At 51.3% G+C, this 25,187-nt stretch carries 20 protein-coding genes; 6 read left to right on the plus strand and 14 right to left on the minus strand.

Translation table 11 applies throughout. The features are described from left to right. Window positions 1–60 precede the first annotated feature (60 nt). A complete protein-coding gene (mdtM, locus tag ACLJPQ_RS10170; protein ID WP_080185044.1) occupies window positions 61–1,302 on the minus strand; it encodes a multidrug efflux MFS transporter MdtM in 1,242 nt (413 codons plus the stop codon). Window positions 1,303–1,780: 478 nt separating this feature from the next. On the opposite strand from mdtM, the gene ACLJPQ_RS10175 reads away from it, so the two are divergent. Next, entirely contained in the window at window positions 1,781–2,734 is a 954-nt protein-coding gene (locus ACLJPQ_RS10175; protein WP_080185045.1) for an Rpn family recombination-promoting nuclease/putative transposase, read from the plus strand. Window positions 2,735–2,914: 180 nt separating this feature from the next. Continuing rightward, complete coding sequence (locus ACLJPQ_RS10180) at window positions 2,915–4,285, plus strand: NAD-dependent succinate-semialdehyde dehydrogenase (RefSeq protein WP_080185046.1); 1,371 nt, start codon at window positions 2,915–2,917, stop codon at window positions 4,283–4,285. Between the two features lie 94 nt (window positions 4,286–4,379). Here ACLJPQ_RS10180 and ACLJPQ_RS10185 read toward each other — a convergent pair whose 3' ends face one another. Further along, a complete protein-coding gene (locus ACLJPQ_RS10185; protein WP_001541460.1) occupies window positions 4,380–4,523 on the minus strand; it encodes a hypothetical protein in 144 nt (47 codons plus the stop codon). Here ACLJPQ_RS10185 and yjiS point away from each other — a divergent pair. After that, a complete protein-coding gene (gene yjiS, locus ACLJPQ_RS10190) occupies window positions 4,490–4,654 on the plus strand; it encodes a DUF1127 domain-containing protein YjiS (protein ID WP_000397917.1) in 165 nt (54 codons plus the stop codon). The two genes, ACLJPQ_RS10185 and yjiS, sit on opposite strands and share 34 nt — an antisense overlap. Window positions 4,655–4,730: 76 nt before the next feature. Here the strand turns inward: yjiS and ACLJPQ_RS10195 are convergent, their stop codons facing one another. Next, window positions 4,731–5,651, minus strand: a complete 921-nt coding sequence (locus tag ACLJPQ_RS10195) for a DUF5655 domain-containing protein (RefSeq protein WP_080185047.1) — start codon at window positions 5,649–5,651, stop codon at window positions 4,731–4,733. Window positions 5,652–5,786: 135 nt separating this feature from the next. On the opposite strand from ACLJPQ_RS10195, the gene ACLJPQ_RS10200 reads away from it, so the two are divergent. Continuing rightward, window positions 5,787–7,640 carry a DUF262 domain-containing protein gene (locus tag ACLJPQ_RS10200; RefSeq protein ID WP_000102839.1) on the plus strand — a complete coding sequence of 618 codons (1,854 nt, stop codon included), beginning with the start codon at window positions 5,787–5,789 and terminating at the stop codon, window positions 7,638–7,640. A gap of 44 nt (window positions 7,641–7,684) precedes the next feature. On the opposite strand, the gene symE is transcribed toward ACLJPQ_RS10200, so the two are convergent. The 4 genes from symE to hsdR form a co-directional block, all read right to left on the minus strand. Beyond that, window positions 7,685–8,005: an endoribonuclease SymE gene (gene symE, locus ACLJPQ_RS10205; protein WP_080185048.1), complete on the minus strand. Its 321-nt coding sequence runs from the start codon at window positions 8,003–8,005 to the stop codon at window positions 7,685–7,687. 216 nt (window positions 8,006–8,221) lie between these two features. Continuing rightward, window positions 8,222–9,922 (minus strand): restriction endonuclease subunit S, encoded by a 1,701-nt coding sequence (locus ACLJPQ_RS10210; RefSeq protein WP_021001108.1) that lies wholly within the window; start codon window positions 9,920–9,922, stop codon window positions 8,222–8,224. Then, the gene (locus tag ACLJPQ_RS10215) at window positions 9,922–11,391 is read right to left on the minus strand and encodes an N-6 DNA methylase (RefSeq protein ID WP_021001109.1); all 1,470 of its coding nucleotides are present in this window, start codon (window positions 11,389–11,391) and stop codon (window positions 9,922–9,924) included. The genes ACLJPQ_RS10210 and ACLJPQ_RS10215 overlap by 1 nt, the downstream gene beginning before the upstream one ends. A 70-nt stretch (window positions 11,392–11,461) precedes the next feature. Further along, on the minus strand, window positions 11,462–13,891 hold the full coding sequence (hsdR, locus tag ACLJPQ_RS10220; protein ID WP_080185049.1) for an EcoAI/FtnUII family type I restriction enzme subunit R: 2,430 nt from the start codon (window positions 13,889–13,891) through the stop codon (window positions 11,462–11,464). Window positions 13,892–14,032: 141 nt separating this feature from the next. On the opposite strand from hsdR, the gene ACLJPQ_RS10225 reads away from it, so the two are divergent. Next, window positions 14,033–15,001 carry a hypothetical protein gene (locus ACLJPQ_RS10225; RefSeq protein WP_000452023.1) on the plus strand — a complete coding sequence of 323 codons (969 nt, stop codon included), beginning with the start codon at window positions 14,033–14,035 and terminating at the stop codon, window positions 14,999–15,001. Between the two features lie 115 nt (window positions 15,002–15,116). On the opposite strand, the gene yjiA is transcribed toward ACLJPQ_RS10225, so the two are convergent. The 3 genes from yjiA to btsT form a co-directional block, all read right to left on the minus strand. Further along, on the minus strand, window positions 15,117–16,073 hold the full coding sequence (yjiA, locus tag ACLJPQ_RS10230) for a GTPase (protein WP_000187838.1): 957 nt from the start codon (window positions 16,071–16,073) through the stop codon (window positions 15,117–15,119). A 10-nt stretch (window positions 16,074–16,083) separates the two neighbouring features. After that, window positions 16,084–16,287: a YbdD/YjiX family protein gene (locus ACLJPQ_RS10235; protein ID WP_000460616.1), complete on the minus strand. Its 204-nt coding sequence runs from the start codon at window positions 16,285–16,287 to the stop codon at window positions 16,084–16,086. A 94-nt stretch (window positions 16,288–16,381) separates the two neighbouring features. Beyond that, window positions 16,382–18,532 (minus strand): pyruvate/proton symporter BtsT, encoded by a 2,151-nt coding sequence (btsT, locus tag ACLJPQ_RS10240; RefSeq protein ID WP_000379927.1) that lies wholly within the window; start codon window positions 18,530–18,532, stop codon window positions 16,382–16,384. A 366-nt stretch (window positions 18,533–18,898) separates the two neighbouring features. On the opposite strand from btsT, the gene tsr reads away from it, so the two are divergent. Next, entirely contained in the window at window positions 18,899–20,560 is a 1,662-nt protein-coding gene (gene tsr / locus ACLJPQ_RS10245; RefSeq protein ID WP_000919511.1) for a methyl-accepting chemotaxis protein, read from the plus strand. A 168-nt stretch (window positions 20,561–20,728) separates the two neighbouring features. Here tsr and opgB read toward each other — a convergent pair whose 3' ends face one another. From opgB to dnaT, 4 genes are all read right to left on the minus strand, one after another. Next, on the minus strand, window positions 20,729–23,020 hold the full coding sequence (gene opgB / locus ACLJPQ_RS10250) for a phosphatidylglycerol--membrane-oligosaccharide glycerophosphotransferase (RefSeq protein ID WP_080185050.1): 2,292 nt from the start codon (window positions 23,018–23,020) through the stop codon (window positions 20,729–20,731). Between the two features lie 282 nt (window positions 23,021–23,302). Next, window positions 23,303–23,764, minus strand: a complete 462-nt coding sequence (locus ACLJPQ_RS10255; protein WP_080185051.1) for a DUF2501 domain-containing protein — start codon at window positions 23,762–23,764, stop codon at window positions 23,303–23,305. A 57-nt stretch (window positions 23,765–23,821) separates the two neighbouring features. Beyond that, a complete protein-coding gene (gene dnaC, locus ACLJPQ_RS10260) occupies window positions 23,822–24,559 on the minus strand; it encodes a DNA replication protein DnaC (protein ID WP_000799924.1) in 738 nt (245 codons plus the stop codon). 2 nt (window positions 24,560–24,561) lie between these two features. Beyond that, complete coding sequence (gene dnaT, locus ACLJPQ_RS10265) at window positions 24,562–25,101, minus strand: primosomal protein DnaT (RefSeq protein ID WP_000098573.1); 540 nt, start codon at window positions 25,099–25,101, stop codon at window positions 24,562–24,564. Window positions 25,102–25,187: the final 86 nt, after the last annotated feature.

The following is a 25,187-nucleotide window of genomic DNA, read 5'->3' on the forward strand; positions in this document are numbered from 1 at the left end:
GGAACGTGCAAAAAACATCAGATGATCCTGTGCCGGATAAGCCTCTATCCGGCAGAGTGTTTACTTCTCAGCGGCCAGTTCTGCCGCCTCATGCTGGCGCACGCGCTGTAATAATGTCGCCAGGGTGAAGACCACAATCACCCCGGCCACCGCTGCCAGCAGGTGAAACGGCAGTCTCCCGCCGTGAAACCACAGCCAGCGGCCAACTTCGACCGACACCGCCATTACCGTCAGAATCACCATGTTCAGCGAGGCTGAAACCGTCCCTTTTGGCAAGTTGTTGGAGAAAAGCGTGAAGCGAAACAGCGTCGGGAAAATCATGCCAATGCCGAACGCGTACAGGCTGGTGCCCAGCACAGACCAAAGCCAGACGTGCGGCAGAAGAAGATTACCGAGGAGTAATGTCGCCAGCCCGCTTAACTGGATTGGTACGGCGCGCCAGATAAAACGCGGTCGGGTCGGATCTTTCACCAGGCGCACAACGATCATATTGGCCACGATCACCGCGCCGAATACGGGCACCTGCGCCCAGGCGAATTGCGAAGTACTCATCCCGCCGGCATCGATCAGGATCACCGGCGACACCGCCACCCAGCTCATCATCGGGATGTAGCTCAACGACAGCGTCGCCGCCCCGGTGAGAAAAATCGGGTTGCGAAACACATTACGAAAATCGCGCAGTACGCTCACCGCGCTGAACGGCACCGCGCCGCGTTGCACCGTTTCTGGCATCGCCAGCAGCAGGCCGCACAACGCCAACAGTCCCATCACCGCAATAATACCGAACAATACCTTCCAGTGAACGAAGTGCATCAGCGCGGCGCCGGAGAGCGGGCCGATAACCGGCGCGACCAGCACAATGGAGGTAATAATCGCCATCAGCTTAATGGCTTTGGTTTGACCGAAGGCCTCCTGTACCGTGACGTAGCCGACCGTTGCGATAAAGCAAATGCTGGTGCCCTGCACAAAACGGGCAATCAGAAACTGCGTCATTGAGGTCGTCAACAGCGTTGCCGCGCAGGAGAGAGTAAAAATTAATGCCCCTGCGATCAGCACTGGCCGGCGGCCAATCCTGTCGGATAGCGGCCCCAGAAGCCATTGCAACGCCATTCCGCCCGCCAGATAGAGACTGACCGAGGCCGGCGCAAGACTGACGTCAGCATTAAAATCGCGCACGACGTTAATGATGCCAGGCTGAATCAGATCCGTCGTCAGATAGGCGGCAAAATCGTACAAAATCAGCGCCATCGGGAAAAATAACGTTGTGGCGCGTTGGGAGAAAAAGTGAATAATCCGTTGCATAAAAAATGCGCTCCATGTCGGAGAACCCCATGATGGGACAGCGAAACTCAATACCGTCATCGTGACGTCAGGCAGGCGATGGAAACAGCGGCTGCGGATGTACTGAATTTCATGTAATCAAAAACGCTGCCGGTGAAAACACAGACAGGAAGAGACGCGTTCTGAATCTCGTCAGAACGTGTGGCGATTACAGATAACAATCAGCACATCACACCTCGGGAAATTTACGTTGCACGGAAAATATACACATTAAGTGTAATTAAATTTTGATGTTAATCAAAAGAGTTTGTCTGGTTAATAAAGATAAAGGCAGGGCGCGCAGACTGGCATTTTGCGTGTTCAGTTCCGAAAATGCATGTGCATTACAGATAACAGGATTTATCTTTCGTCGCGCCTCGCAATGCTGAAAAGGTACGGATGAGAAAGGAATTTTCAGGAGGTAGAGTCGCAGCATCCTGGTTTGGGGTGACGGAGCGCCATGAAAAAATCGACGACCTCAACACCGCATGATGCGGTGTTTAAAACCTTTTTGCGCCACCCGGAAACCGCCCGCGATTTTATGGAGATTCATCTGCCGGTGTCGTTACGCCAGCTTTGCGACCTGCGGACGCTAAAGCTGGAGCCCGGCAGCTTTATTGAAAAAAATCTGCGAGCCTATTATTCCGATGTGCTTTGGTCGCTGAAAACGCTCGAGGGCGACGGTTATATCTATGTCGTGATTGAACATCAGAGCACGCCGGATGCGCATATGGCGTTTCGGCTGATGCGGTATGCGATGGCGGCAATGCAACAGCATTTGGATGCGGGGCATAAGCATCTTCCGCTGGTGGTGCCGATGCTGTTTTATCACGGTGTTGATAGCCCGTATCCTTTTTCGCTGTGCTGGCTGGATGAGTTTGCGAACCCGGAAGTGGCAAGAAGACTCTATGCCGCTGCCTTTCCGCTGGTCGATATTACGGTGGTATCGGATGATGACATTATGCAGCACCGCCGCATTGCGCTGCTGGAGCTCATTCAAAAACATATCCGCCAGCGGGACCTGCTGGGACTGGTTGAACGGATTGCTTCGCTGTTAGTTACTGGTTGCGCTAATGACAGGCAGCTTAAAGCGCTGTTTAATTATCTTATGATTCAGCACGGACATACGCCTCGTTTCACCACGTTTATTCGTGATGTGGTAGGGCATGTCCCGCACACTAAGGAGAGACTGATGACGCTGATAGAGAGGATCCGCGCAGCGGATCGCAGAAAAGGGGAACGGCAAGGAAGACAGCTCGGTCTGGAGGAAGGGCTGGAAAAAGGGCTGGAAAAAGGTCAGCATGTTGCCGCATTGCGTATCGCCAGACAGATGCTGGCGGACGGACTTGACCGCGAGACTGTCCAGCGGTTCACCGGCCTTACGGCTGAAGAGCTTCAGGATGTTAGCCACTAACGCGGTTCCAGTCTGAATGTTGCAGGCCCGGTGCCCGCCGGGCAACGCTCTCTATAATTATCGCTGATAACCGCACGAATATACCGAACTTTACCGATAGCGCCAGCCATCTCTACTACCCTTATTGTTCTGAGCGGCATTTCCGGCTGCCTTAATGACGATAACAAGGAGACATGTGATATGGCTTACCAGACAGTGAATCCTGCCAATAATCAGCTCATTAAAGAGTACCCCCCGCACACGGACGCGGATATTGAAGCCGCGCTGCAAAAAGCTGACGCGCTCTATCACTCCGATTGGTCCAAAGGAGAGATTGACCAACGTCTGCCGGTACTGCATAAGCTGGCTGACTTGATTGACAGCCGTGTTGAAGAACTGGCAAAAATCGCCAGCCAGGAGATGGGCAAGCTCATCGAGCAGAGCCGTGGCGAAGTCAAACTGTGTGCGCAGATCGCTCGCTATTATGCGGATAACGCGAAGCAGTTTCTTGCCCCGGTGCCTTATAAAACCGAGTTTGGCGACGCGTGGGTAGAACATCATCCGATTGGCGTCATCATGGCTGTTGAGCCGTGGAACTTCCCGTACTATCAGTTGATGCGTGTGCTGGCGCCGAACCTGGCCGCAGGTAACCCGGTGCTGGCGAAACATGCCAGCATCGTACCGCACTGCGCCGAGACGTTTGCCCATCTGGTGCGTGAAGCCGGCGCGCCGGACGGCGCATGGACCAACCTGTTTATTTCCTCCGATCAGGTAGCGAACATCATCGCCGACCCGCGCGTGCAGGGCGCGGCGCTGACCGGATCTGAAAAAGCGGGGAGCGCCGTGGCGGCACAGGCGGCGAAGCACATTAAAAAATCGACGCTGGAACTGGGCGGGAACGATGTGTTCGTCGTGCTGGACGATGCCGATCTTGAGAAAGCGGTGAAAATTGGCGTGCAGGCACGGCTCACTAATGCGGGGCAGGTATGTACGGCGGCGAAGCGCTTTATCCTGCATGAGAAAATCGCCGATCAATTCTTCAGCCAGTTCACCGAGGCGTTCAGGAAGGTGAAGGTGGGGGATCAGATGGACGCATCTACCGAACTGGGGCCGCTGTCGTCGAAAGATGCGCTGGAAACATTGACCAGACAGGTCGAGGAAGCGGTGAAAAATGGCGCGACGCTGCACGTTGGCGGCAAGCCGCTGGAAAGCAAAGGCAACTTCTTTGAGCCGACCATTCTGACCCACATTACGCGTGACAACCCGGCGTACTTTGAAGAGTTCTTCGGCCCGGTGGCGCAGATGTATGTGGTGAAAGACGATGACGAGGCGGTAAAACTCGCCAACGATTCCCACTACGGCCTGGGCGGCGCGGTGTTTAGTCAGAATATCGAACGCGCTAAACGCATGGCCTCCCGGATTGAAACCGGGATGGTTTATATCAACTGGCTGACCGACACCGCAGCGGAGCTGCCGTTCGGCGGCGTTAAGCGTTCGGGCTTCGGACGCGAGCTATCGGATCTGGGGATTAAGGAGTTTGTGAACCAGAAGCTGGTAGTGGTGCGTCGCTAATCCCTGTTGCCCCTCTGAAAACGGGAGGGGCCTGGCTTTTTGCAGCGAAGGACGCGGATCTTAAATCAGAACGAAATAAGCGAACAAAACACCTTCAATCGCCCTCCTTATTTATCCACGTTGCACTAACCGTGCTTTTTATCCCGATATTGTTTGTACAGACATTCATGATGCCCGCATTTTCTGTTCTATGCGGAGGCCGGTATGGAATTTTACGAGAACCGCCCCAGACAACCATTCATTGGCTTTGTGCAGCTCAGACGGGCGCTAAAAAGGTGGTGGCTGCGTAAGCGGGCCTGTCAGGCGCTGCGACGAATGAGTGACGAGCAGTTAAGGGATATAGGGTTGGAAAGGAAGGATGTGGAATAACAGATAAGAGCCAGTAAAACTGGAAAGGCTGGATAATCTTATCTTAACCTCTCCAGTAGGCGGGTATCCTGGAACGCTAATTTTCTTGCCAGGCTTTCTCGATCAGCAGCTTGGCTTTATCCAGATCATGTTCGTTACGCACAATCAATTCGACGTCGCCGGTTCCCCAGTGGCCAACGTTTGTGACGTCCCGGCTAAATCCTTCTTCAAGCTGGATATGCTGTGGATTGATTTTCAGCCACAGGCGTAGGTGTGGGTCGGTCACGGGATAAACGGCTACGCACAGAAAGTTGCGAATGAGGCGGAAGGCGTCATAGAGCTTAAGCTCTTTAAACTGAACCTCATCACTGAGTGACAGCACATAACTTTTTAGCTGTTCATATAATGAAAGCAGCGCGGGAGAGGCCGAAGAGAGCTGTTCGCGCTGCGTGCGGGTATGGCGTTTACCGCTGCTGACGGAACCGTTCGCGATGATGTACTGAGGGCTATTTTCGACCACGGCGTTAACCAGTTCCAGCATTAACAGGTCGTCGGCAAAAAGCTTGTAGCGAATCAGGTTGATATTGCGGTTGATTTGCTGAACGGCATGTTCGTCGTATTTATTAAAATCGGCGGCAATACAGATTAACCGTGTGCCGGACCAGTCAATGGCTTTGGCCGCGGTTTTACTTATTTTTTCCATCACCAGCAACTGAAATTCCGCTTTATGATCGAGCAGCCAGTCGAGATAAAAGAGCCCCTGGTTAATGACGTTTTCATTGCTGTGGCGCTTATATTCAATAATCACCGGGCAGTTATTTTCATCGAGGCCGAGGGAATCAATTCGCCCACGATGGGTTTTACCCGTGTGGTATTCGGTCTCGAGAAAGCGGACGCCAAGGAACGTTTCCATATGGGATTCGATCAGCATTTGCAGATCTTTTTCAATGGCTGCGGCTTTGCCCGGCAGTTCTTGTACTTTCCCGCCACCGAGGCGGAAAAGCTGGATATCGCTCATGGATCCCTCCTGTCTTTCATATTACCGGGTATGATACTGCACAGAGTAGAATCAGAAAGCATAAAATTGAGTCTGAGGATATGTTATTTGTGGTAATTTATTAATTTGAAAAGAGAAAATGGCAGGAGCGCCAGAATGAGTACGTTTGACACGACGAAAATTGCTTTAAAAGATATCCTGGGGCAGATTACTGATGGACGGGTACAGTTGCCTGATTTCCAGAGAGGGTGGGTATGGGATGATGAGCATGTCCGGTCTTTGCTGGTCAGTATTGCCCGTTCTTTTCCCGTTGGTGCGGTTATGCTGCTGGAGACTGGGGGAGAAGTTCGCTTCCAGGTGCGTCCCGTTGAAAATGTAGAATTGCAGAAAACCGAGCCTGAGATGTTGATTCTGGATGGCCAGCAACGTTTAACGTCCTTGACTCAAGTCCTGATGCTGGATACGCCCGTTAAGACTTTTAACGAGAAAGGAAAGCAGATAGACCGTTTTTATTATATTGATATTGAGGCCGCTCTGGACAATAGGCTTGATGAAGCTTTTATTTCTGTTGAAAAGTCTAAAAAAGTAACGATGAATTTTGGTCGTGATATAAAAACTTTTGTTAACTCATTTGGGGAAACGGTTGAAATGGATTTTTCTACCGTGCAAAAAGAGTGCGAAGCATTATTTTTCCCTTGTAACCAAATTATCAACTCTGATGCATGGGAAAGTCATTTATATAAGTGCTCACAAGAAAAGTTTTTCACTTATATGCAGTTCCGTGAAAAAATTCTGAATGCCTTTAGGAACTATTTGCTGCCTGTTATTAAATTGGGTAAATCAACTAGCAAAGAGGCCGTTTGCCTGGTGTTTGAAAAGGTTAATACCGGTGGTGTTCCACTATCCGTATTTGAACTGGTGACCGCCAGTTTTGCGGCTGATGGGTTTAATCTTCGGGATGACTGGTTTGGCAGTAATTTGCGTCAAAAATTTGGCCGCCGAAATGTACTGAATAAAGAAGCTATCCTACAGGGCGTAGAGCCGACAGACTTTTTACAGGCTATCAGCATATTGAATACGCTAAAAAAACGGCGTGCCGATCTGGCCGAAGGGAAGACAGGGAAATCAGTTACTGCAGTAAGTGCTAAACGAGTTTCAGTATTAGCCCTTTCTCTTGAAGATTATCATTGCTGGGCCGACGATGTGGAAAAAGGCTTCTTACTTGCCGCTAAATTTCTCCATCATGAATGTTTTATGCACTCATGGGATCTTCCTTATCGTACGCAGCTTGTGCCGCTGGCGGCAGTATTATCGAAATTACAAGGCAATTGGCTGGAGCCCAAAATTTATGACAAACTGGCGCGCTGGTTCTGGTGCGGTGTCCTGGGGGAACTGTACGGCGGCGCGGTAGAAACACGTATCGCAAACGATGTGGAAGAGTTACTAAACTGGATTGAGGGGGAAGGTGAAGAGCCCCGGACGATTTATGAAGCCTCATTCCAGCCAGGGCGTTTATTGACGTTACGTTCCCGATTGAGCGCCGCGTATAAAGCGTTAAGCGTGTTGATCCTACGCAATGGTGCTCAAGACTTTTTCTGGAAGTCGACGATCCAAAAGTTAGATTATGGTGAGATTGCACTCGATATTCACCATATTTTCCCAAAGATATGGTGCGAGAATAATAATATTAGTCCAGCAGTGTATAACTCTATCATTAATAAAACATCAATCTCCTATAAGGCCAACCGAATGATTGGTGGGAGATCTCCGGCTGAGTATCTGTCGCAGATCCAGACGCATCCGCAGGTCGGTCTGGAGGATGCCGAGATGGATGCGATCCTACGCAGCCACTTTATTGAGCCTTCGCTGTTACGGCAGGATAGTTTCGAGGCATTTTTTGCCGATCGAAAAAAACAATTGCTGAAATTGATCGAAGCGGCAATGGGGAAAAATATTAGTCAGGATGATGTTGCTGAATTAGAGACAGCAACAGACGAGATTGATGTCTGATACTGCAACCCAGGTACGAATTAAATCGCACCTGGGTTTCCTGCCTATTTAGAAGAAATCACGCGGATAAACGTTTGAACTTGCTTTTGTTTACGTACTGACAGCTTGCTTACTTGCCGTAAAGACTCAACCAGCTCAGGCTCGGGTGGTTTCATGGTCAGCACGATGCAGCCTTCCATCACCTTAATATCCATTTTACTGCCGGTGGTAAAACCGGCGGCTTCCAGCCACTGGCCTTTCAGGGTGATGGCGGGAATACGGGTGTATTCCGGGTAGCGGCTCGCATAACTGACGGTGGCGAGGCGGTTATTTGTTGGGGAGACTTCTGGATCGGTGAATTCTGCAATAGAATGCGGGGTAGTCATGATGGCTATTCTCCTAAAATAGTGATTGTGATTAGCGAGGCGCTCGTGTTGCAGCACGGGCGTCTTGCGTTAAATACCTGTATATATCATCAGGGAATAGAAGGAAAGTCCAGCTGAAAATGAATGAAAATAGTGGGGTGGATGCGAGGATGGATTATTTTTGGTGATGGGAATAAAGCGGCTATTTAGCCGCTTTATTGGTTTATGAAGGGCGGGTTAATTGATGGCTGCGTCGGTGAGGGCGTCGGCCAGGTGGACCTGGGTTTGTTGGGCGGATTGGATGCTAACTTTCAAATTAGATAAAGTTGTATCTATTTCATTAATTTTTTTAATGATTATCCCTTGTTCATTTTTTGGTGGAAGAGGTACAAGAAGTCCCATAAGTTCATTTGAATTAATGTTTTTGACACCTGTAGTTGTTCTAATAGGACCTTCAATTTGCTCACGTATTAAATTTGATTTCATTACCATGTTTATATATCTGGCATTAATATATTCGTTATGTAGCCGTACTCTAATTATATAGCCAGCATAAGCATGATCTTTTAGATCGTGTTGAACTAATGTACTTTGACCGACAATATTAGTGCTGCCATTAGATCTTATAAATAAGAGATCATTTTTATTTAGTGTAAGATCTTTTAATTCAGAATCGGTTAATGCACCATACTTTATGTCGGCAAGATCGATAATACCTTTTACAATGTTAGGAATTCTTAGAACAGGATAGCCTGAAATATTATAATCACATTTTTGAGAAGTTCCATATTTTATATCATGGAGTATATTTCCCAATTTAACCCATTCCCACCCATCTGGCAGTTCAAATGGTTTTTCCTCATCACTAATCGGTGGCAACGGTTTTTGCTTTTTCATTTTCCCGTCTTTCACCAGCTGTGCTTTTTCCTGCGCAATACGTTTGAGCAGTTCAGAGGCCGGTTCATCGTTCGGATCCTGCGGTACCAGTTTGCCCATCACCGCCAGTTGCAGAATGGTCTGTTTTAAGGCGTCAATGCTGGCTTCGGTGGTAAACAGTGTGTCGAAATGCTCGCTGATACGCGACCAGTTTTCGGCCAGTTGATCGGCGTTCTGGCTGTCGGTTAGCGTGGTTAGCAGGGTTTCAACCAGCTGTTGGTGGGTGTCCAGACTGGTCAGGGAATGCTGCTCCAGTTGGTCGCAGAGGGACATTAGCTCTTCGACCTTAGTTACTATTCGGATTTGTTCACATAAAGGTGGTAGAGAAAATAATTTCTCATTTAACATTTTATAATGCCTAGAATACCCCCTTGATTCAATTTTAAAAGACTTAAGCTGCCAGTAAAAATATTTTTCGTTAATAATGACAGGGGAAAGTATTTTCACACCATCAGCACCCACGATAAAATCAAAATCAATATATTTTATATTTCTGGTATGATCGCCAAATATTATAACGGGATTGTTAATATTAATTAATAGCTCTGAGTTGTTAGAGTAACCAGATATAAATTCAGCATTTTGTTCAATAACAGGGTGACGGCCTTCATCTATAATATCAGATGACTTAACTTTATGTGATGATTCTGACTGAGGGATGTATATTTGTGGTAATCTTGCCCACTCCCACCCCTCCGGTAGCTCAAACGGTTTCTCCTCCTCGCTAATCTCCGGCAGCGGCTTTTGCTTTTTAATTTTCCCCTGCTTCACCAGCTCGGCCTTTTCCGCCGCAATGCGTTTTAGCAGCTCAGACGCCGGTTCATCGTTCGGATCCTGCGGCACCAGCTTGCCGCGCACCGCCAGCTCCAGGATCAGCTCGCGCAGCTTCTTAATGCCGTACAGGTCAATCTTGCCCGAACTGCCGCGCCCCGCCGTGGAGCGGGTTTGCAGCGCCGTAGTCCAGGTATCGATATGGTCGACAATCAGTTTTTCCACCGCCATCAGTTGGCCCCCTTACCGGAGAGCGCCGCGCCGAGAATATCGCGCAGCTGGTGGCGCAGGGTCTGAATTGCTTCCTGCTGCTTGGCGTACTGCGCCAGCAGTTCATCCGGATCGTGGCTGACGGTTTCCGCCTGGTGCGGGTTCTTGATATCGAGGTTAAAGTTGCGGGCAATCACCTCGTCGATGCTGACCTTCCACGCCTGTTCGTTCTCGACGCGGCTGGCGAAGCCGTCAGCCTCGTTGCCCCACCAGTCGATCTCGGCCTGGAACTCCTCAAACTTCATCGGTTTGGTTTTGCTGTAGTTCTTCACCCCCGCCGGGTACGGATGCTCGTAGAACCAGATGTCTTTGGTCGGCTGACCTTTGGTAAAGAACAGCAGGTTGGTTTTGATCCCGGTGTACGGGTTAAACACGCCGTTCGGCAGACGCACGATGGTGTGCAGGTTGCACTCCTCGGTGAGCAGCTTTTTGATCTTGGTTTTCACGCCTTCGCCAAACAGCGTGCCGTCCGGCAGCACCACCGCCGCGCGGCCATTTTTCGCCAGCACTTCAATAATCAATTGCAGGAACAGATCCGCCGTTTCACGGGTCTGCATATCGGAAGGGAAGTTCTTCTCGATGCCGTCTTCTTCGGTGCCGCCGAACGGGGGATTGGTGATAATCACATCCATCTGCTCGTCCCAGGAGGAGAGCGGTTTGTTCAGGGTGTTGTCGTGACGGATCTGTACCGGTACTTCAATGCCGTGCAGCAGCATATTGGTGGTGCAAAGCAGATGCGGCAGCTGCTTTTTCTCCACGCCGTGGATCTGTTTTTGCAGGATCTGGTGGTCGGTGACCGTGTGCGCATAATGATTTTTAACATGATCAAACGCGCAGGCGAGGAAGCCGCCGGTGCCGCAGGCCGGATCCATAATCGATTCGCCGAGTTTCGGATCGACGCGCTCGACCATAAAACGGGTCACGGCGCGTGGGGTGTAGAATTCACCCGCGTTGCCTGCGGCCTGTAAATCCCGGAGGATCTGTTCGTAGATATCGCCGAACAGATGACGTTCGCTGGCGCGGGTAAAATCGATCTCGTTCAGCTTGTTGATCACCTGACGCAGCAGGGTACCGTTTTTCATGTAGTTATAGGCATCGCTGAATGCCTGCTTAACCACATAGCCGCGCGGGTTGATATCGATCTGCGCGGGCAGATCTTTTAGCGTCGGAAACAGGTCGTCGTTGACGAACGCCAGCAGTTTATCGCCGGTGATCCCTTCGTTATCGGCCGCCCAGTTGCGCCACAGGTAGCGCTCCGGCATCGGCAGCCTGTATTTTTCCTGCTCGATTTCCAGCGCCTGTTCCTGGGCGTCGAAGATCTTCAGGAACAATAACCAGGAGAGCTGACCCAGACGCTGTGCGTCGCCATCGACGCCTGCATCTTTGCGCATGATGTCTTGTAATGATTTGATAGCCGAGCTGATTGACATGGGGTCGTCCCTTTATAAAAAAACAAAGCCACCTGCGGCAGACGGGCCGCAGGTGGCGTAATCAGGATGTTCAGGCGGAGCGGGGAGGAAGCTGGTAAATTTCGCTTTCCAGGTCACTCACTGCCTGCATATAGGTGCCTTTGTCACCAAAGCCGTCGGTGATGATCTCCTGCAGAGTGCCCATCTGGTCGAACGGTTTGAGCTTCAGCACCTGAATATTCTCGATTTCTTCCACGCCCGCATCGGCATATTTGTCCAGCAAATTGCTGAGTACAGTCTGCGCGGCATCGGAATATTTGGTGAAATAATTACGCTTGCGAACATTGTCTGCGCGCTCTTTGCGCGTGAGCGGCGGCTGACCATACACCACATGACAGAGCATGTCGAACGGGTCAAGATCTTTGCCCACCTCTTCCGCCAGAACATCCCAAAGGATGCCCTGTAATTCGAGCTCTTTGATCACCGCCGCTTTGCGGTCAGCATCTTGCCATTTCCGGACAAAATCATCCAGTGAGGCGCACTCTTTGAGCACGGTTTTGCGGGTGTAATCTTTGAAGGATTCGGTGACCAGCCTGCCGTCGGCGTCGTAATACTGGACGCGTTGCGAGACCACACCAACGGTGACGCCGTTAATGTGGAATTTACGGACCCGGTTGTCTTCCTCTTCCGGTAACGGGCCGGAGCCGCCCATCGTGCTGGTGGTGTAGGTGGCCGGATCTTCGTCTGCCCCGTTGATATCCTCGTCGGCAAAGACGTCAGGCGTTTCTTCCTCCAGCGTTTCGTTGAAGCCGGAGTCCGGGGCCGAAATGTCATCTGGCGTGGCTTCCATCACTTTTTCCGGGATACCGTCAAAGCGCTCGTCGGCAAACAGTTCAGTGGCCTTTTTGAAATCAAGAATGGTGAACCACAGTTTGCCGTAGTCTTGTTCGATGCGGGTACCCCGGCCAATGATCTGTTTAAATTTAGTCATTGAGCGGATGGTTTGGTCCAGCACGATCAGTTTGCAGGTCTTAACGTTTACGCCAGTAGTCATGAGTTCTGAGGTGGTCACAATCACCGGCCATTCTTTTTTCTTGTCGCTGAAATTCTGCAGCTGGCCTTTCCCTTCTTCGTCATCCCCGGTGATTTTCATCACATATTTATCGTTACGTTTTACCATCTCCGGGTTGAGGTTGATCAGCGCCCGGCGCATACGTTCAGCATGCGGAATGTCTTCGCAAAACACGATGGTTTTATCCATCGGATTGGTGCGTTTGAGGTAATCGGTAATGGTTTTCGCCACCAGTTCAGTCCGCTCGTCGATGACCATCGTGCGGTCGAAATCTTTCTGGTTATAGATTCTGTCATCGATCAGTTCACCGTTGAGGTCGCTCTGGCCGCGCACGGGTCGCCAGCCTTGTAAATCAACATCAATATCGACACGAACCACTTTGTAAGGAGCGAGGAATCCGTCCTCGATCCCTTCTTTCAACGAATAAGTGTAAATAGGATCGCCAAAGTAGTCGCTATTGGAGACCTCGTGAGTTTCCTTCGGCGTGGCGGTCATACCAATCTGTGTGGCGGAGCTGAAATAATCCAGAATTTCACGCCAGGCGCTGTCTTCAGAGGCGCTGCCTCGGTGGCATTCGTCGATGATAATCAGATCAAAGAAATCCGGCGAAACCTGCTTAAACGCTTTTTGATGCTCTTCATTGCCGGTTAACGCCTGATAGAGCGCAAGATGGATTTCGAAAGCGGGGTCGAGAGTGCGCCCGGTGATTTTGGTCATTGCGGAGCCGAAAGGCTGAAAGTCATCAAGTCGGGTCTGGTCAACAAGGACGTTTCGGTCTGCCAGGAACAGGATGCGTTTTTTAACGCCTGACCGCCATAAACGCCAGATGATGTGAAACGCCGTCAGCGTTTTACCGGTTCCTGTCGCCATGACCAGTAATAATCTGTTTTGCCCGTTAGACACAGCCTCCAGCGTTTTGTTGATGGCCTGAAGCTGGTAGTAGCGCAGCCGCTTTTCGCTGCCGTCGTTGTAATAATCCTGGGTGACGATCGGCATTTGCGCGGCGGTGTACCCTTTCCACTGGCAGTATTTTTGCCACAATTCATCAGGCGTTGGGAATTCGTCGAGGGTAATTTCTCGCTCAATCGCGCCGGTTGCCGTTTTATCATGGAAGATAAAGCCATCGCCATTGGTAGCGAAGACGAAAGGAACGTCCAGCAGGTGCGCATAACCCAGCGCCTGCTGCATACCTTTGCCGATTTCATGTTTATTGGCTTTAGCTTCGATCACCGCCAGCGGCATGTTTAATTTGTGGTACAGCACGATATCGGCAGATTTCACCGTTCTACGCGCCGCGACTTTGCCGCGCACGATGACCTTACCGTCCCGGAGTTTGACTTCCTGTCGGATTTGAGTTGTGTTATCCCAGCCAGCTTTCAGGATGGCGGGCATAACGCGTTTGGTGATGATGTCTGCTTCCGTCAGGGTACTCAGGTTCAGGTCAGCCATTGGGGATTCTCATCGAATAGCGATGCGCAAATTCTACACACAAAATCAGATGAAATCATTACACTCTGTGTGCATTATTGGTGTTAAGTCTCTGTTTTAGATGAATTCGTGAATTCTGTACCCAACATATAAGGTTTTAATATGGAAGTTATTAAGATTTGGAGATCCTTTCTTAAACATTTTAAACAGAAAAAATTAGATTCTGCGGTGATTGTCTATGGCGTGATCGCAATCTATTTAATCCCCTATAAAGTTCCTTTAAAAAGTTACCTGGTTGCATTTCTCTTTGTATCTATTCTAATATTCTCTTGCACTCAAGAAAATCGAATTAGGGAATATATCAGTTTCTTTGTACGCACAGACAATGATCATTTATTGACTCGGTTTGCTGGTATTCTATCGCTAACTGCATGGTCAATTTTTTTGCTTTTGTTGTTGTCTGCTAATGTGTTTGTCAACACCATAACGTATTGGTTAGCTATTTTATTTTCAGTCTCTATCCTCATTAGTAGCATTTTGACTATTTTAGATTTTGCCAGAAATAATACAGCAAAAACCTTTAAGGTAATCGGCTTGGCGGTTACCGCATTTTCAGGTGTTTTTGTTTTTACTAGTAGTTACTCTGCCAGTATTTTCTGGCAAATCAGTAATCTGGAGCTATCCTCTTCTCCATGGTTAGAATATTGTTGGAAAGCCACCGCATTTCTTATGTTTTTCCTGTGGTTATCACAACCTATTTGCTATGGGCTATTTCTGCGTTACGGTGATAAAGCAAAAGGGTATCGAATCTTTACATTAACAGGTGCTTTTATTATGTCTATGTTTTTGTTTCTGCTTGTTCCTATGTTGATTGGTGATGTCGCTTATTTTGTGCTAAAAAAGACCATCAACCATGAATGGCGCAATGAAGCAAAGTGCGGTGAATTGGAAGTGAAGAATAAAAACGAAAAATATTTTGGTTTTAATACTGATAAATATACTGTGTTTTATTCGGATAAAAATGATAAGTGGGGTTTCTATGAGATCACCTGCAAAAAAGGGAGCGACAGGAGAGATACTTATAGTGTGGAGCCTTTGCCGGAGTATAATATCCCCTCGTGGTTAAGGTAGTTTGTATTTATCATTATGTAGTGGTGCGCTGGTGGAAGATATAATATACTAACGGTGAATAGAGAGTGCCATATCTGCTTTGAAGGCCATCATTCTGTGATGGCCTTGATGCGGGTTACTTCCTTAACCCCGCAAACGCCGCTCTGATCTCGTCTTCCGGCAACTGGATCCCGATAAACACTAGCGTGCTGTGCGGCGTTTCGTCGCCCCACGGTCTGTCCCAGTCGGCGCTGTAGAGACGCTGCACACCCTGGAACAGCAGACGGTTGGGTTCGCCGTCGATCCACAGCATCCCTTTGTAACGCAGCAGTTTATCCGCTGATTCCAGCAGCAGGTTTTCCATCACCCGCGAAACCTCGCTGATATCCACCGGGTAATCCAGCTCCACCACAATTGACGACACATCGTTCTGTTTATCGGCAATAAAGTGGAAACGCGGTTGGCTTGCCAGCACGTTCTCTTCCAGCATAAAGCCGCTGGTATTAAACAACTGACTCAGGTCAATATCGCCGTGTACCACGGTGTAAACCGGGGCGCGGGCGTTGATACGCGCCAGCCGCTCGCGCAGTTTCTCGCTGTCGCCTGCCACGTCGGTTTTGGTCAGCAGGATACGGTCGGCGTAGCCTATCTGCGACTGGGCGATGGTGAACTGGTTCATCTGCTCGTTAGCGTGCACCGCGTCGACCAGCGCAATCACGCCGTCTAACAGGTAGCGTTCGCATAATACGTCATGGGAGAAAAAGGTCTGAATAATCGGGCCGGGGTCGGCCATGCCGGTGCATTCAATCACCAGGCGGTCGAAAGCAATATCGCCGCGGTCGCGGCTGTCGAGCAGGTCTAATAGCGCATCTTCCAGCTCGTTGGAGCGGGTACAACAGATGCAGCCGTTGGTCAGGGTTTTGATCTGTGTGGCGCGATCGCCAATCAGTTGATCGTCAACGGAGACTTCGCCAAATTCGTTTTCGATAACGGCGATTTTAAAACCATGTTGTTCGTTGAGGATATGGCGTAGTAGGGTGGTTTTGCCGGCACCAAGAAAACCGGTAAGTAGGGTAACTGCAATCGGGGTCATAGTCTCTCCATTAACAACAGCGCATACCGCCTTTGCCATCGCCGCCGTAACGTGCTTGCTGACGTTCGCGGAAGAACTCTTCATAGGTCATGTACGGCTTGTCGGGATGGTTGGTTTTCATGTGCTCGACATAGTTGTCGTAGTCCGGAATACCAATCAACATTTTTGCCGCCTGGCCGAGATATTTTTTTGCCTGACCTAAAGTATCAAACATTCTGCCGTCCTGTTAATGAATAAAGCCGGATGGCGGCTTGCGCCTTATCCGGCCTACACTAGCCGGGGTCGCTGTGCGCTACCCGGCATCAGTTTTAGTGGTGTGAAGAGATCTTCACGCCGCCTTCCGGCACGGGCACATACGGGGTTTCTTTGTCGGTACGTTTATCGCTGTTGCGTACCTTCATCCAGGTGGTGAAACCGTAGAAGATAATACTGTACACCACCACCAGGAACAGAATACTCAAACCAGCGTTAGTGTAGTTGTTCACCACGATATGGTTCATGTTGGCAATCTGCTGCTCGGTCAGGTTGGCGCCGTTGGCAATCTTCTCTTTATACAGGTTTGCCATGTAGAAGAAACCTTCCATCTGTGGGTTGGCGCTGAACAGTTTCAGGCCCAGTGCCCAGGTGGTGCAGATCAGCAGCCATACCGCCGGGATCACCGTCACCCAGATGTATTTGGTGCGCTGCATTTTGATTAGTACCACGGTGCTCAACACCAGCGCCACGGCGGCCAGCATCTGGTTAGAGATACCGAACAGCGGCCACAGGCTCTTCACGCCGCCCAGCGGGTCGACCACGCCCTGATACAGCAGATAGCCCCACAAACCGACGCAGCCTGCGGTACCGATGATACCCGCGACCAGAGAATCGGTTTTTTTCAGGAACGGGACGAAGTTACCCAGCAAATCCTGCAACATAAAGCGGCCGGAACGGGTACCCGCATCCAGTGCGGTCAGGATAAACAGCGCTTCGAACAGAATACCGAAGTGATACCAGAAGCCCATATCCGCCATCGGCAGGACTTTGTGGAACACATGCGCGATACCTACTGCCAGCGTTGGCGCGCCGCCTGCGCGGTTCAATACTGACGGTTCACCGATATCTTTCGCCGTTTGCAGGATTTGTTCCGGGGAAATCACAAAGCCCCAGGAGCTGACGGTCGCCGCTGCATGTGCGGTAACGTCTTTCAACTGCGCCATAATCAGCGGCGCGTTCTCGCCGCCCATCTCGTGCAGGTTTGGCATGGTAATGCCCAGACCTGCCGGCGGGGTGTTCATCGCGAAGTAGAGACCCGGTTCAATGATCGAGGCCGCCACCAGCGCCATCACCGCAACAAAGGACTCCATCAGCATCGCGCCGTAGCCGATAAAACGCGCATCAGTCTCACAGGCCAGCAGTTTCGGCGTGGTACCGGAAGAGATGAGCGCGTGGAAGCCAGAGACGGCGCCACAGGCGATGGTGATGAACAGGAACGGGAACAGAGCGCCTTTCCACAGCGGGCCGGTACCGTCGACGTACTGCGTCAACGCCGGCATTTTCAGTTCCGGGTTGAGGATCACAATCCCCAGCGCCAGACCGACGATCACGCCGATTTTCAGGAAGGTAGCGAGATAGTCGCGCGGGGCGAGGATCAGCCATACCGGCAGCAGCGCGGAAACAAAGGCGTAGCCGATCAGCGCGAAGGTAATGGTGGTGTCTTTAAAGGTCAGCGCCGGGCCCCAGTAAGGGTCGTGGGCAATCACGCCGCCGAAGTAAATAGACGCCACCAGCAGCACGATACCAATAACGGAGACTTCGCCTACGCGTCCCGGACGCAGGAAGCGCATGTAGATGCCCATAAACAGCGCAATCGGCACCGTTGAGCAGACGGTGAAGACGCCCCACGGGCTTTCGGCCAGCGCTTTAACCACGATTAATGCCAGCACCGCGAGGATGATGATCATGATTAAGAAGCAGCCGAACAGCGCGATGGTGCCTGGAACGGTACCCATCTCTTCTTTGATCATCTCGCCAAGAGAGGCGCCGTTACGGCGGGAAGAGATGAACAGCACCATAAAGTCCTGCACTGCGCCCGCGAGCACCACGCCCGCCAGTAACCACAGCGTCCCCGGCAGATAGCCCATCTGCGCGGCCAATACCGGCCCGACCAGCGGACCTGCGCCGGCGATGGCGGCGAAGTGGTGACCAAACAGCACGTAGCGGTTAGTCGGCACGTAGTTCAGGCCGTCGTTATTGATGACCGCCGGCGTCGCGCGCGTCGGGTCGAGTTTCATGACCTTCTGGGCGATATACAGGCTGTAGTAGCGGTAAGCCACCAGATAGACGGAAACGGAAGCGACCACGATCCACAGGGCGCTCACGTGTTCACCCCGACGTAGGGCAACGACCGAGAGGCAGAAAGCACCGATGATTCCGAGAATCACCCAGGGTATGTGCTTGAATATCTTTTTCGTATCCATAGTAAAACCTGGTTGTAAGTTTAATTATCAGCCGAAGCTGGGTGGACATTGAGTTCGTGTTTGAGGAGGTAGATTGACTGCTATGCTGAGAGGATCTTGCCAGATCATCGCGCGCGTAAAGTTAGGTAAATCAGTGAGTGGTTGTATGGCGGTTTAAGCGGTCGGACGTACCGGTAAGCGGTTTCGCGGAGGAGGGCGTGGGCTATTTTATGTGATTGAGATCACGATATAAAATGGGATGATCCTTGTTGCGCGGGGCGTCATAACGACTTAACTGAGCTAATCGTGATATTAATGGCGCGCATCCCATAAAGTTTTCCCTTTCCAGGCCGAAAATTCTGTATCTGTCTAGCGGAAAGAGAAAACATGTTAAAGCGAATTAAAATTGTTACCAGCTTACTGCTGGTATTGGCGCTATTTGGCCTTTTACAACTGACATCCGGCGGGCTGTTCTTCAACTCGCTGAAGAATGACAAAGAAAACTTCACCGTATTGCAAACCATTCGTCAGCAGCAGTCTGCCCTGAATGCAACCTGGGTGGAGCTGTTGCAAACGCGTAATACCCTGAATCGCGCGGGTATCCGCTGGATGATGGACCAGAGCAATATTGGCAGCGGCGCAACTGTCGCTGAACTGATGCAGGGGGCGACCAATACGCTGAAGCTCACCGAAAAAAACTGGGCGCAGTATGAGGCGTTACCGCGCGATCCACGTCAGAGTGAAGCGGCTTTCCTTGAGATCAAACGAACCTATGATATCTACCACGGCGCGTTGGCGGAGCTTATTCAGCTTCTTGGCGCGGGTAAGATTAACGAGTTTTTTGATCAACCGACTCAAAGCTATCAGGACGCTTTTGAGAAGCAGTACATGGCCTATATGCAGCAAAACGATCGTCTGTACGATATTGCTGTTGAGGATAACAACAGTTCCTACAACCAGGCGATGTGGGTACTGGTCAGTGTGCTGATTGCCGTTCTGGTGGTCATTATCGCCGTCTGGTTCGGCATCAAACTGTCGCTTATCGCCCCGATGAATCGTCTGATTGAAAGCATTCGTCATATCGCCAGCGGCGATCTGGTGAAGCGTATCGACGTGGAAGGCTCCAACGAAATGGGGCAGTTGGCTGAAAACCTGCGTCATATGCAAAGTGAACTGATGCGTACCGTTGGCGATGTACGTAACGGCGCGAATGCGATCTATAGCGGTGCCAGCGAGATTGCGATGGGCAACAACGATCTCTCTTCCCGTACTGAGCAGCAGGCAGCGTCTCTGGAAGAGACCGCCGCCAGTATGGAACAACTGACCGCCACCGTGAAACAGAACGCCGAAAACGCCCGTCAGGCCAGCCATCTGGCATTGAGCGCCTCTGAAACAGCGCAAAAAGGCGGCAAAGTGGTGGATAACGTCGTACAAACAATGCGCGATATCGCCTCCAGTTCGCAGAAAATCGCCGATATTATCAGTGTAATCGACGGTATTGCTTTCCAGACCAATATTCTGGCGCTGAATGCGGCGGTAGAAGCGGCGCGCGCAGGCGAGCAGGGACGCGGGTTCGCGGTGGTAGCCGGTGAAGTCCGTAATCTGGCCCAGCGTAGCGCGCAGGCGGCACGAGAGATCAAGAGTCTGATTGAGGATTCCGTGAGCCGTGTTGATGTGGGGTCGACGCTGGTCGAAAGCGCCGGTGAAACCATGGATGAGATCGTCAATGCAGTGACCCGCGTGACCGATATCATGGGCGAGATTGCCTCGGCGTCCGACGAGCAAAGCCGTGGTATCGACCAGGTGGGCCTGGCGGTAGCGGAGATGGATCGCGTAACGCAGCAGAACGCCTCGCTGGTGGAAGAGTCCGCCGCCGCGGCTGCGGCGCTGGAAGAGCAAGCCAGCCGTCTGACCCAGGCCGTCGCGGTGTTCCGTATTCACCAGCAACAGCAGCGTGCGCGTGAAGTGGCTGCGGTAAAAACCCCGGCAGCCGTGTCGTCACCAAAGGCCGCTGTGGCCGACGGCAGCGATAATTGGGAAACGTTTTAAGGGCGTATGGTGAACAGTCGGCCTACAGACGACCGTAGGCCGGATGAGATGTTCACACTTTTGCCTGATGGCGCTTCGCTTATCAGGCCTGTGCGCCAGTTTATTGATAAAGATGATGTGTAGGCCGGGTAAGGCGCAGCCGCCACCCGGCATATACGACATTCTCTTTTAACCCTCAACATTCACCACTTTGATCTCCACCATGCCAATCCCCAATTTGCGCGGCGAATGGCCCAAAATATTACCTTCGTTGGTGGAGACGGGAGCGGGCGGCGCAATGACTAAGGTATTCGCGTCCGTCGGGTTGTTGAAATGCAGCGTGATAGTGGACACATCGTGACCCAGCACCAGCGTCTGCTCTTCGTTGCCTACGCGTACCGGAATCGGCCGATTCGCGTTGTCGCCGAAGGCTTTGGCGGTGATCACCAGATCAAACTTTTTCGGCAGCGGCGCTTTATATTCGATTTTAACCTCATCGCCCAACTGCGCATTTGACCAGCGGCCCCAGGACTCCGGCCGGGAAATGCCGCTAAACTGCTTCACCTCCTCCGGCGCGCCCGCCACATTAAAGATAAAGCTATCAGCTTTATAACGAATATCGTTATCGACAATCTTTAAGGTATCGACGTTGCCTTTATAGCGTTCCATATCGATCATCGTGTCTTTAAACGCTGTCTTGCCTTTCCACTGCGCTTTATCGACATGCTGTACGGTTTGCTGCCCGCCAAGCTGGCCCTGCGAGACACACCAGTCGGTAGAAAGCGCCAGCTCCGGCGCCCATAACTGCGCCATCTTGTAGCAGCGGTCGACCCAGACGAAGTTATCGCGCGGGGCAAAGTCGGCCAACTGGAACCGTAGCGGAGCGGAGTATTCACTTTCCGGTAACGGTTCAACACGCTTATCCGATACGCGCAGTAGTAACGGCAGGCGGAAGTGGCTGCCGGAAAAAGCGATCATGTTTTTGTCCCGATCGACGGTAAAATCTTTTATCTCTTTCGGGAAATTCCACAGGCGAATGATATCCGGCTTCATCGCCAGCACTTTCTCTTTTACATTCAGGAACACTTCCGACAGCGACTGCCCGGAAAGGCTGCTACGTCCCAGACCGATAAAATTATCGCCGCCGAGAATATCCAGCACCGTTGCGCCGTTGTCCATCGTGTTGCGTTTGACCGCCAGCGTCTCCTGCTGTGGTTTATCGCCGCGCAGAATGAAAAACAGATTGTTGCGATCTTGCTTATTCAGGTATTTCCAGGCCGTATTGTTCATCGCCAGATGGTCGGAAGAGACGACGATAACGGTATCTTTAAACCACGGTGACGCTTTGATTTTGTTGATAAACTCGGCGATGTTTTCCTGGCTGCAACTTACGGCGCTAAAGGACTGGTTGGGCTTGCCGTCGTAATCGTAGCGTTTGCGGTTGCAGGTGCGTGAGATAAACCCGTCCGGGTGGTGAGTATCTACGGTCAGCGTAAACAGCGAAAAACGCTGGCCTGAGCGGGAAAGCGCTTCAAATTTCTTCCATGCCTCATCAAGCACCGTATCGTCGTAGAAGCCCCAGTCGTTACGATAAGACGGGTCCGCCACCACCGTTTTTAGCTCTTCAGCGCCGTACAGATGATCAAATCCGTGTGATTTCAGGAACACGTCTTTCCCGGCAAAACGCAGGTTAGCGCCCTGCACGAAATAGTTCTGGTAGCCGGAGTTTTTCAGAATATCGCCGAGGCAGATATTCTGCGGGAAGAAGCTGGAAACCGACGCTGAGGCATTGCCCTCAAACGGCGCAAACAGCGGAATACCACACTGGGAAGCCACCATCCCGGCGATGGTGTAATCCGTTCCCGGCAGTTGCATGGTATGGCTGAAATCCAGCCCCTCATTTTTCAGCGCGCCCAACTCTGGCGTGAGATTGGGGAACGCGTCATTATCAAAATAGGTCCGTTCCAGGCTCTCGCCGTAGATATAGACCAGATTGAGCTTCGGATGAGGAATGGTTTTTGCTGGTTCTTTATAATAAACGGCAAAATCCGGATCGCCATCGCGCATTTGTGATTTTACCAGTTCGGTAATCTGGCGAAACGCCGGGCTGGCGTCGACCGAACCCAACGCCAGCAGTAACGCCAGCAGGCTGTAACCGACATGATGAGGATGATGACGGCGGCGGCGTAGTACCCATCCCAGCGCGCCGAATACCGCCACTAACGCCAGGGCAATGCCGATTCCCGGCAGAATATATTTGCCGACTCCCGCTCCCGTCAGACTATTCGTGAGCGTATAAAGCACTGCGTCGTTGATCCCGTCGCCGGTAAAATAGTCGCTGGCATACAGGGTAATATTCAGAATGACAAAAAGTCCCAGCACCGTGAGAGTGGCGGCAAACCACCAGGTGTTACGGCCCGCCTTCCAGGCATATATCAGCACAGAGGCGAGAAACAGAGCGACAGAGAGCAACTCGGACAACTGACGATCCTCAATAAACCAGGCTTATCGCTGGCAGGAAAAAATTTCTAACAATGTAATAGCGATGTCACATTGCTGCAATTCTAATAACTTTACACGGCGCTGTTATTTAGAATGAGTTTAGAAAGTTGGTTTTTTGATCGGCATCACTTCCTGCCATAGCGGTTAATAACAGGAAAAGACGAAGAGAAAAATCGGGTTAATGCCGTGTTGGCGGGTAAAGGGCCAAAACACGGCTTTTAACAGGGCGTCCCGGCGTGGCGCACGGTCAGAAAAGCGCAGTCAGGAGAGGAAATTCAGCCCTTGCTGCAACACCAGATCGCAAGCTTTGGTTTTCACCTTTTCCGCCAGCGGCGTACTGCCGATATTATTGAGGTTCAACTGCTGGCCGTCCTTCGTCTTGAGCAACCCTTGCAGGCCGTTCAGGTAGTTAGTGTCCTGCTCCTGCTGTGCGGTATCCAACCCCAACTTGTTCAGAATCTGATTTTTAACGTTTTCCACGTTGGTAGCGGACGCCAGTTTCTGTTTGGCGCAGTACTGCAAAATACCGGCGGCATTATTCATATTATCGGCGCTGAGCGACTGGGCACCTCTGCTGAGCAGACCGGTTAGCGCAGAAAGCGACATCCCGCCCTGCTGTGCGTTCGCGCCCTGAGCGCTTAACTGACTGGCGGCAATACCGCTGGTGGAAATCAGTACGCTGGCGATCGCCGCGCAGCACAGAACATGTTTTGCTGTATTCATGGTAATCACCTGTGTTATGCCAGCCAGGCGTCGTATCGCCCTGGCGCACGTTGCAATTTAATACTCTTTACCCGTCACCCGGCTGCGGTAACTGTCCCAGGTAAAATTAACCCATAAACTGTTGCCGAGACGCATACGGTCCATGACGCGTTCGCCAAGCATTTTCGTCATCTCTTCCATATTGCTGTTCGTCAACATGCCGGTGGGACGTTTTGACGAGGAACGACGATCGACAATTTGATTGATGATCACTTTTTCATAGCGGGATTCGGTCTGCACGCCGATCTCGTCGATCACCAACAGATCAACGTTACTCAGATCGTTAAGCAACTGCTCTTCGCTGGTTTCCCGATTGCTGAACGTGTCTTTCATCGCTGACATAATATCTGCTACGGTGATAATCAGTACTGACTTTCCGCGCAGCAGCAGCTCGTTACAAATAGCCGCGGCGAGATGGTTTTTACCGGTTCCAGGCTTGCCGGAAAAGACAAAGCTGGCGATATTGCCGTCAAATTCATCAACGTACTGTCGGGCTTTGCTTAACGCGTTCATTTGTCCGTCGCACTCAACCCGATAGTTATCAAACGAACAGTTTTGATGCAGCGGTCGAATGCCGGAACGGTTAAAGGTGCGCTGCATTTTCATCGCCCGATTTTCCCGCGCCAGCGCCGCCGCCCGGATCTCGCCTTGCTCTTTCTGCCACGCCAGCAATTCTTCGCCCGTTTTAAACGCCGGCGTAATATGCGCAGGCATCATTTTTTGTAGACGCTGCATCAGGTCGCCAACATTTTTCATCGTTACCCCCTAAAACCTGGTGGAATATGATTGTCAGGTTCGCTGACGCTATTGATGTCGCGCTGCGGCATTCCGCCATTGCTGGAGCGGCTGATTTGCACGCTGCGCGCCAGCTTTTGCTGCCACTGGATATGGTGAAAAACCTTACCTTCCGCCTGCCAGTAGGCGATAAACGCCGCCAGCTCTTCTGCGGTGACTGGCTCCCGAAGCGCCACGCCCCAAAGGGCAGCCTGACGCTGAAAATCCGCATCCGGTTGCCAGGCGGGATACATGGCGAATTTTCCGCAGGGAATCGCAACGGGGGCGGCTTCGGGTTCTTCGTAAAATTGCGCGTCTAACGCCACATCGCTTCCCGGACGTGATAACTTTTCTTCAAGCGCCAGCAGTTCAGCCATGCGTGCAGGCGTCACGGCATAAAAGGCAGGCGCATTATTAGCGAATACCGCCACTGCGCCGCCCGTTGACTTCGCCAGCACAGCATGATGATCGTGTAAAAGGGCGTCAATACCGATGACGTCCGACGTTAAAATTCTGGAAGACATAATGTTTCTCAATATGGAACAACAACCGAGAAGGGCGACTGTTTTTATAGTACCACACAGACCTGTAAGAACAGCAGGAGGCGTTC

The sequence above is a fragment of the Salmonella sp. SAL04213 genome, from assembly GCF_046550535.1.
Classification (GTDB): Bacteria; Pseudomonadota; Gammaproteobacteria; order Enterobacterales; family Enterobacteriaceae; genus Salmonella; species Salmonella enterica.

What these genes read in the sequence shown, in the direction of transcription:
- ACLJPQ_RS10200 (WP_000102839.1), top strand. Translation starts at nt 5,787, where the DNA reads ATGAGTACGTTTGACACGACGAAAATTGCTTTAAAAGATATCCTGGGG.
- yjiS (WP_000397917.1), top strand. Translation starts at nt 4,490, where the DNA reads ATGGAATTTTACGAGAACCGCCCCAGACAACCATTCATTGGCTTTGTG.
- hsdR (WP_080185049.1), bottom strand. Translation starts at nt 13,891, where the DNA reads ATGGCTGACCTGAACCTGAGTACCCTGACGGAAGCAGACATCATCACC.
- ACLJPQ_RS10185 (WP_001541460.1), bottom strand. Translation starts at nt 4,523, where the DNA reads ATGGTTGTCTGGGGCGGTTCTCGTAAAATTCCATACCGGCCTCCGCAT.
- ACLJPQ_RS10235 (WP_000460616.1), bottom strand. Translation starts at nt 16,287, where the DNA reads ATGTTTGATACTTTAGGTCAGGCAAAAAAATATCTCGGCCAGGCGGCA.
- tsr (WP_000919511.1), top strand. Translation starts at nt 18,899, where the DNA reads ATGTTAAAGCGAATTAAAATTGTTACCAGCTTACTGCTGGTATTGGCG.
- dnaT (WP_000098573.1), bottom strand. Translation starts at nt 25,101, where the DNA reads ATGTCTTCCAGAATTTTAACGTCGGACGTCATCGGTATTGACGCCCTT.
- ACLJPQ_RS10215 (WP_021001109.1), bottom strand. Translation starts at nt 11,391, where the DNA reads ATGTCAATCAGCTCGGCTATCAAATCATTACAAGACATCATGCGCAAA.
- yjiA (WP_000187838.1), bottom strand. Translation starts at nt 16,073, where the DNA reads ATGACCCCGATTGCAGTTACCCTACTTACCGGTTTTCTTGGTGCCGGC.
- ACLJPQ_RS10225 (WP_000452023.1), top strand. Translation starts at nt 14,033, where the DNA reads ATGGAAGTTATTAAGATTTGGAGATCCTTTCTTAAACATTTTAAACAG.
- ACLJPQ_RS10255 (WP_080185051.1), bottom strand. Translation starts at nt 23,764, where the DNA reads ATGAATACAGCAAAACATGTTCTGTGCTGCGCGGCGATCGCCAGCGTA.
- btsT (WP_000379927.1), bottom strand. Translation starts at nt 18,532, where the DNA reads ATGGATACGAAAAAGATATTCAAGCACATACCCTGGGTGATTCTCGGA.
- ACLJPQ_RS10210 (WP_021001108.1), bottom strand. Translation starts at nt 9,922, where the DNA reads ATGGCGGTGGAAAAACTGATTGTCGACCATATCGATACCTGGACTACG.
- dnaC (WP_000799924.1), bottom strand. Translation starts at nt 24,559, where the DNA reads ATGAAAAATGTTGGCGACCTGATGCAGCGTCTACAAAAAATGATGCCT.
- ACLJPQ_RS10175 (WP_080185045.1), top strand. Translation starts at nt 1,781, where the DNA reads ATGAAAAAATCGACGACCTCAACACCGCATGATGCGGTGTTTAAAACC.
- ACLJPQ_RS10180 (WP_080185046.1), top strand. Translation starts at nt 2,915, where the DNA reads ATGGCTTACCAGACAGTGAATCCTGCCAATAATCAGCTCATTAAAGAG.
- symE (WP_080185048.1), bottom strand. Translation starts at nt 8,005, where the DNA reads ATGACTACCCCGCATTCTATTGCAGAATTCACCGATCCAGAAGTCTCC.
- mdtM (WP_080185044.1), bottom strand. Translation starts at nt 1,302, where the DNA reads ATGCAACGGATTATTCACTTTTTCTCCCAACGCGCCACAACGTTATTT.
- ACLJPQ_RS10195 (WP_080185047.1), bottom strand. Translation starts at nt 5,651, where the DNA reads ATGAGCGATATCCAGCTTTTCCGCCTCGGTGGCGGGAAAGTACAAGAA.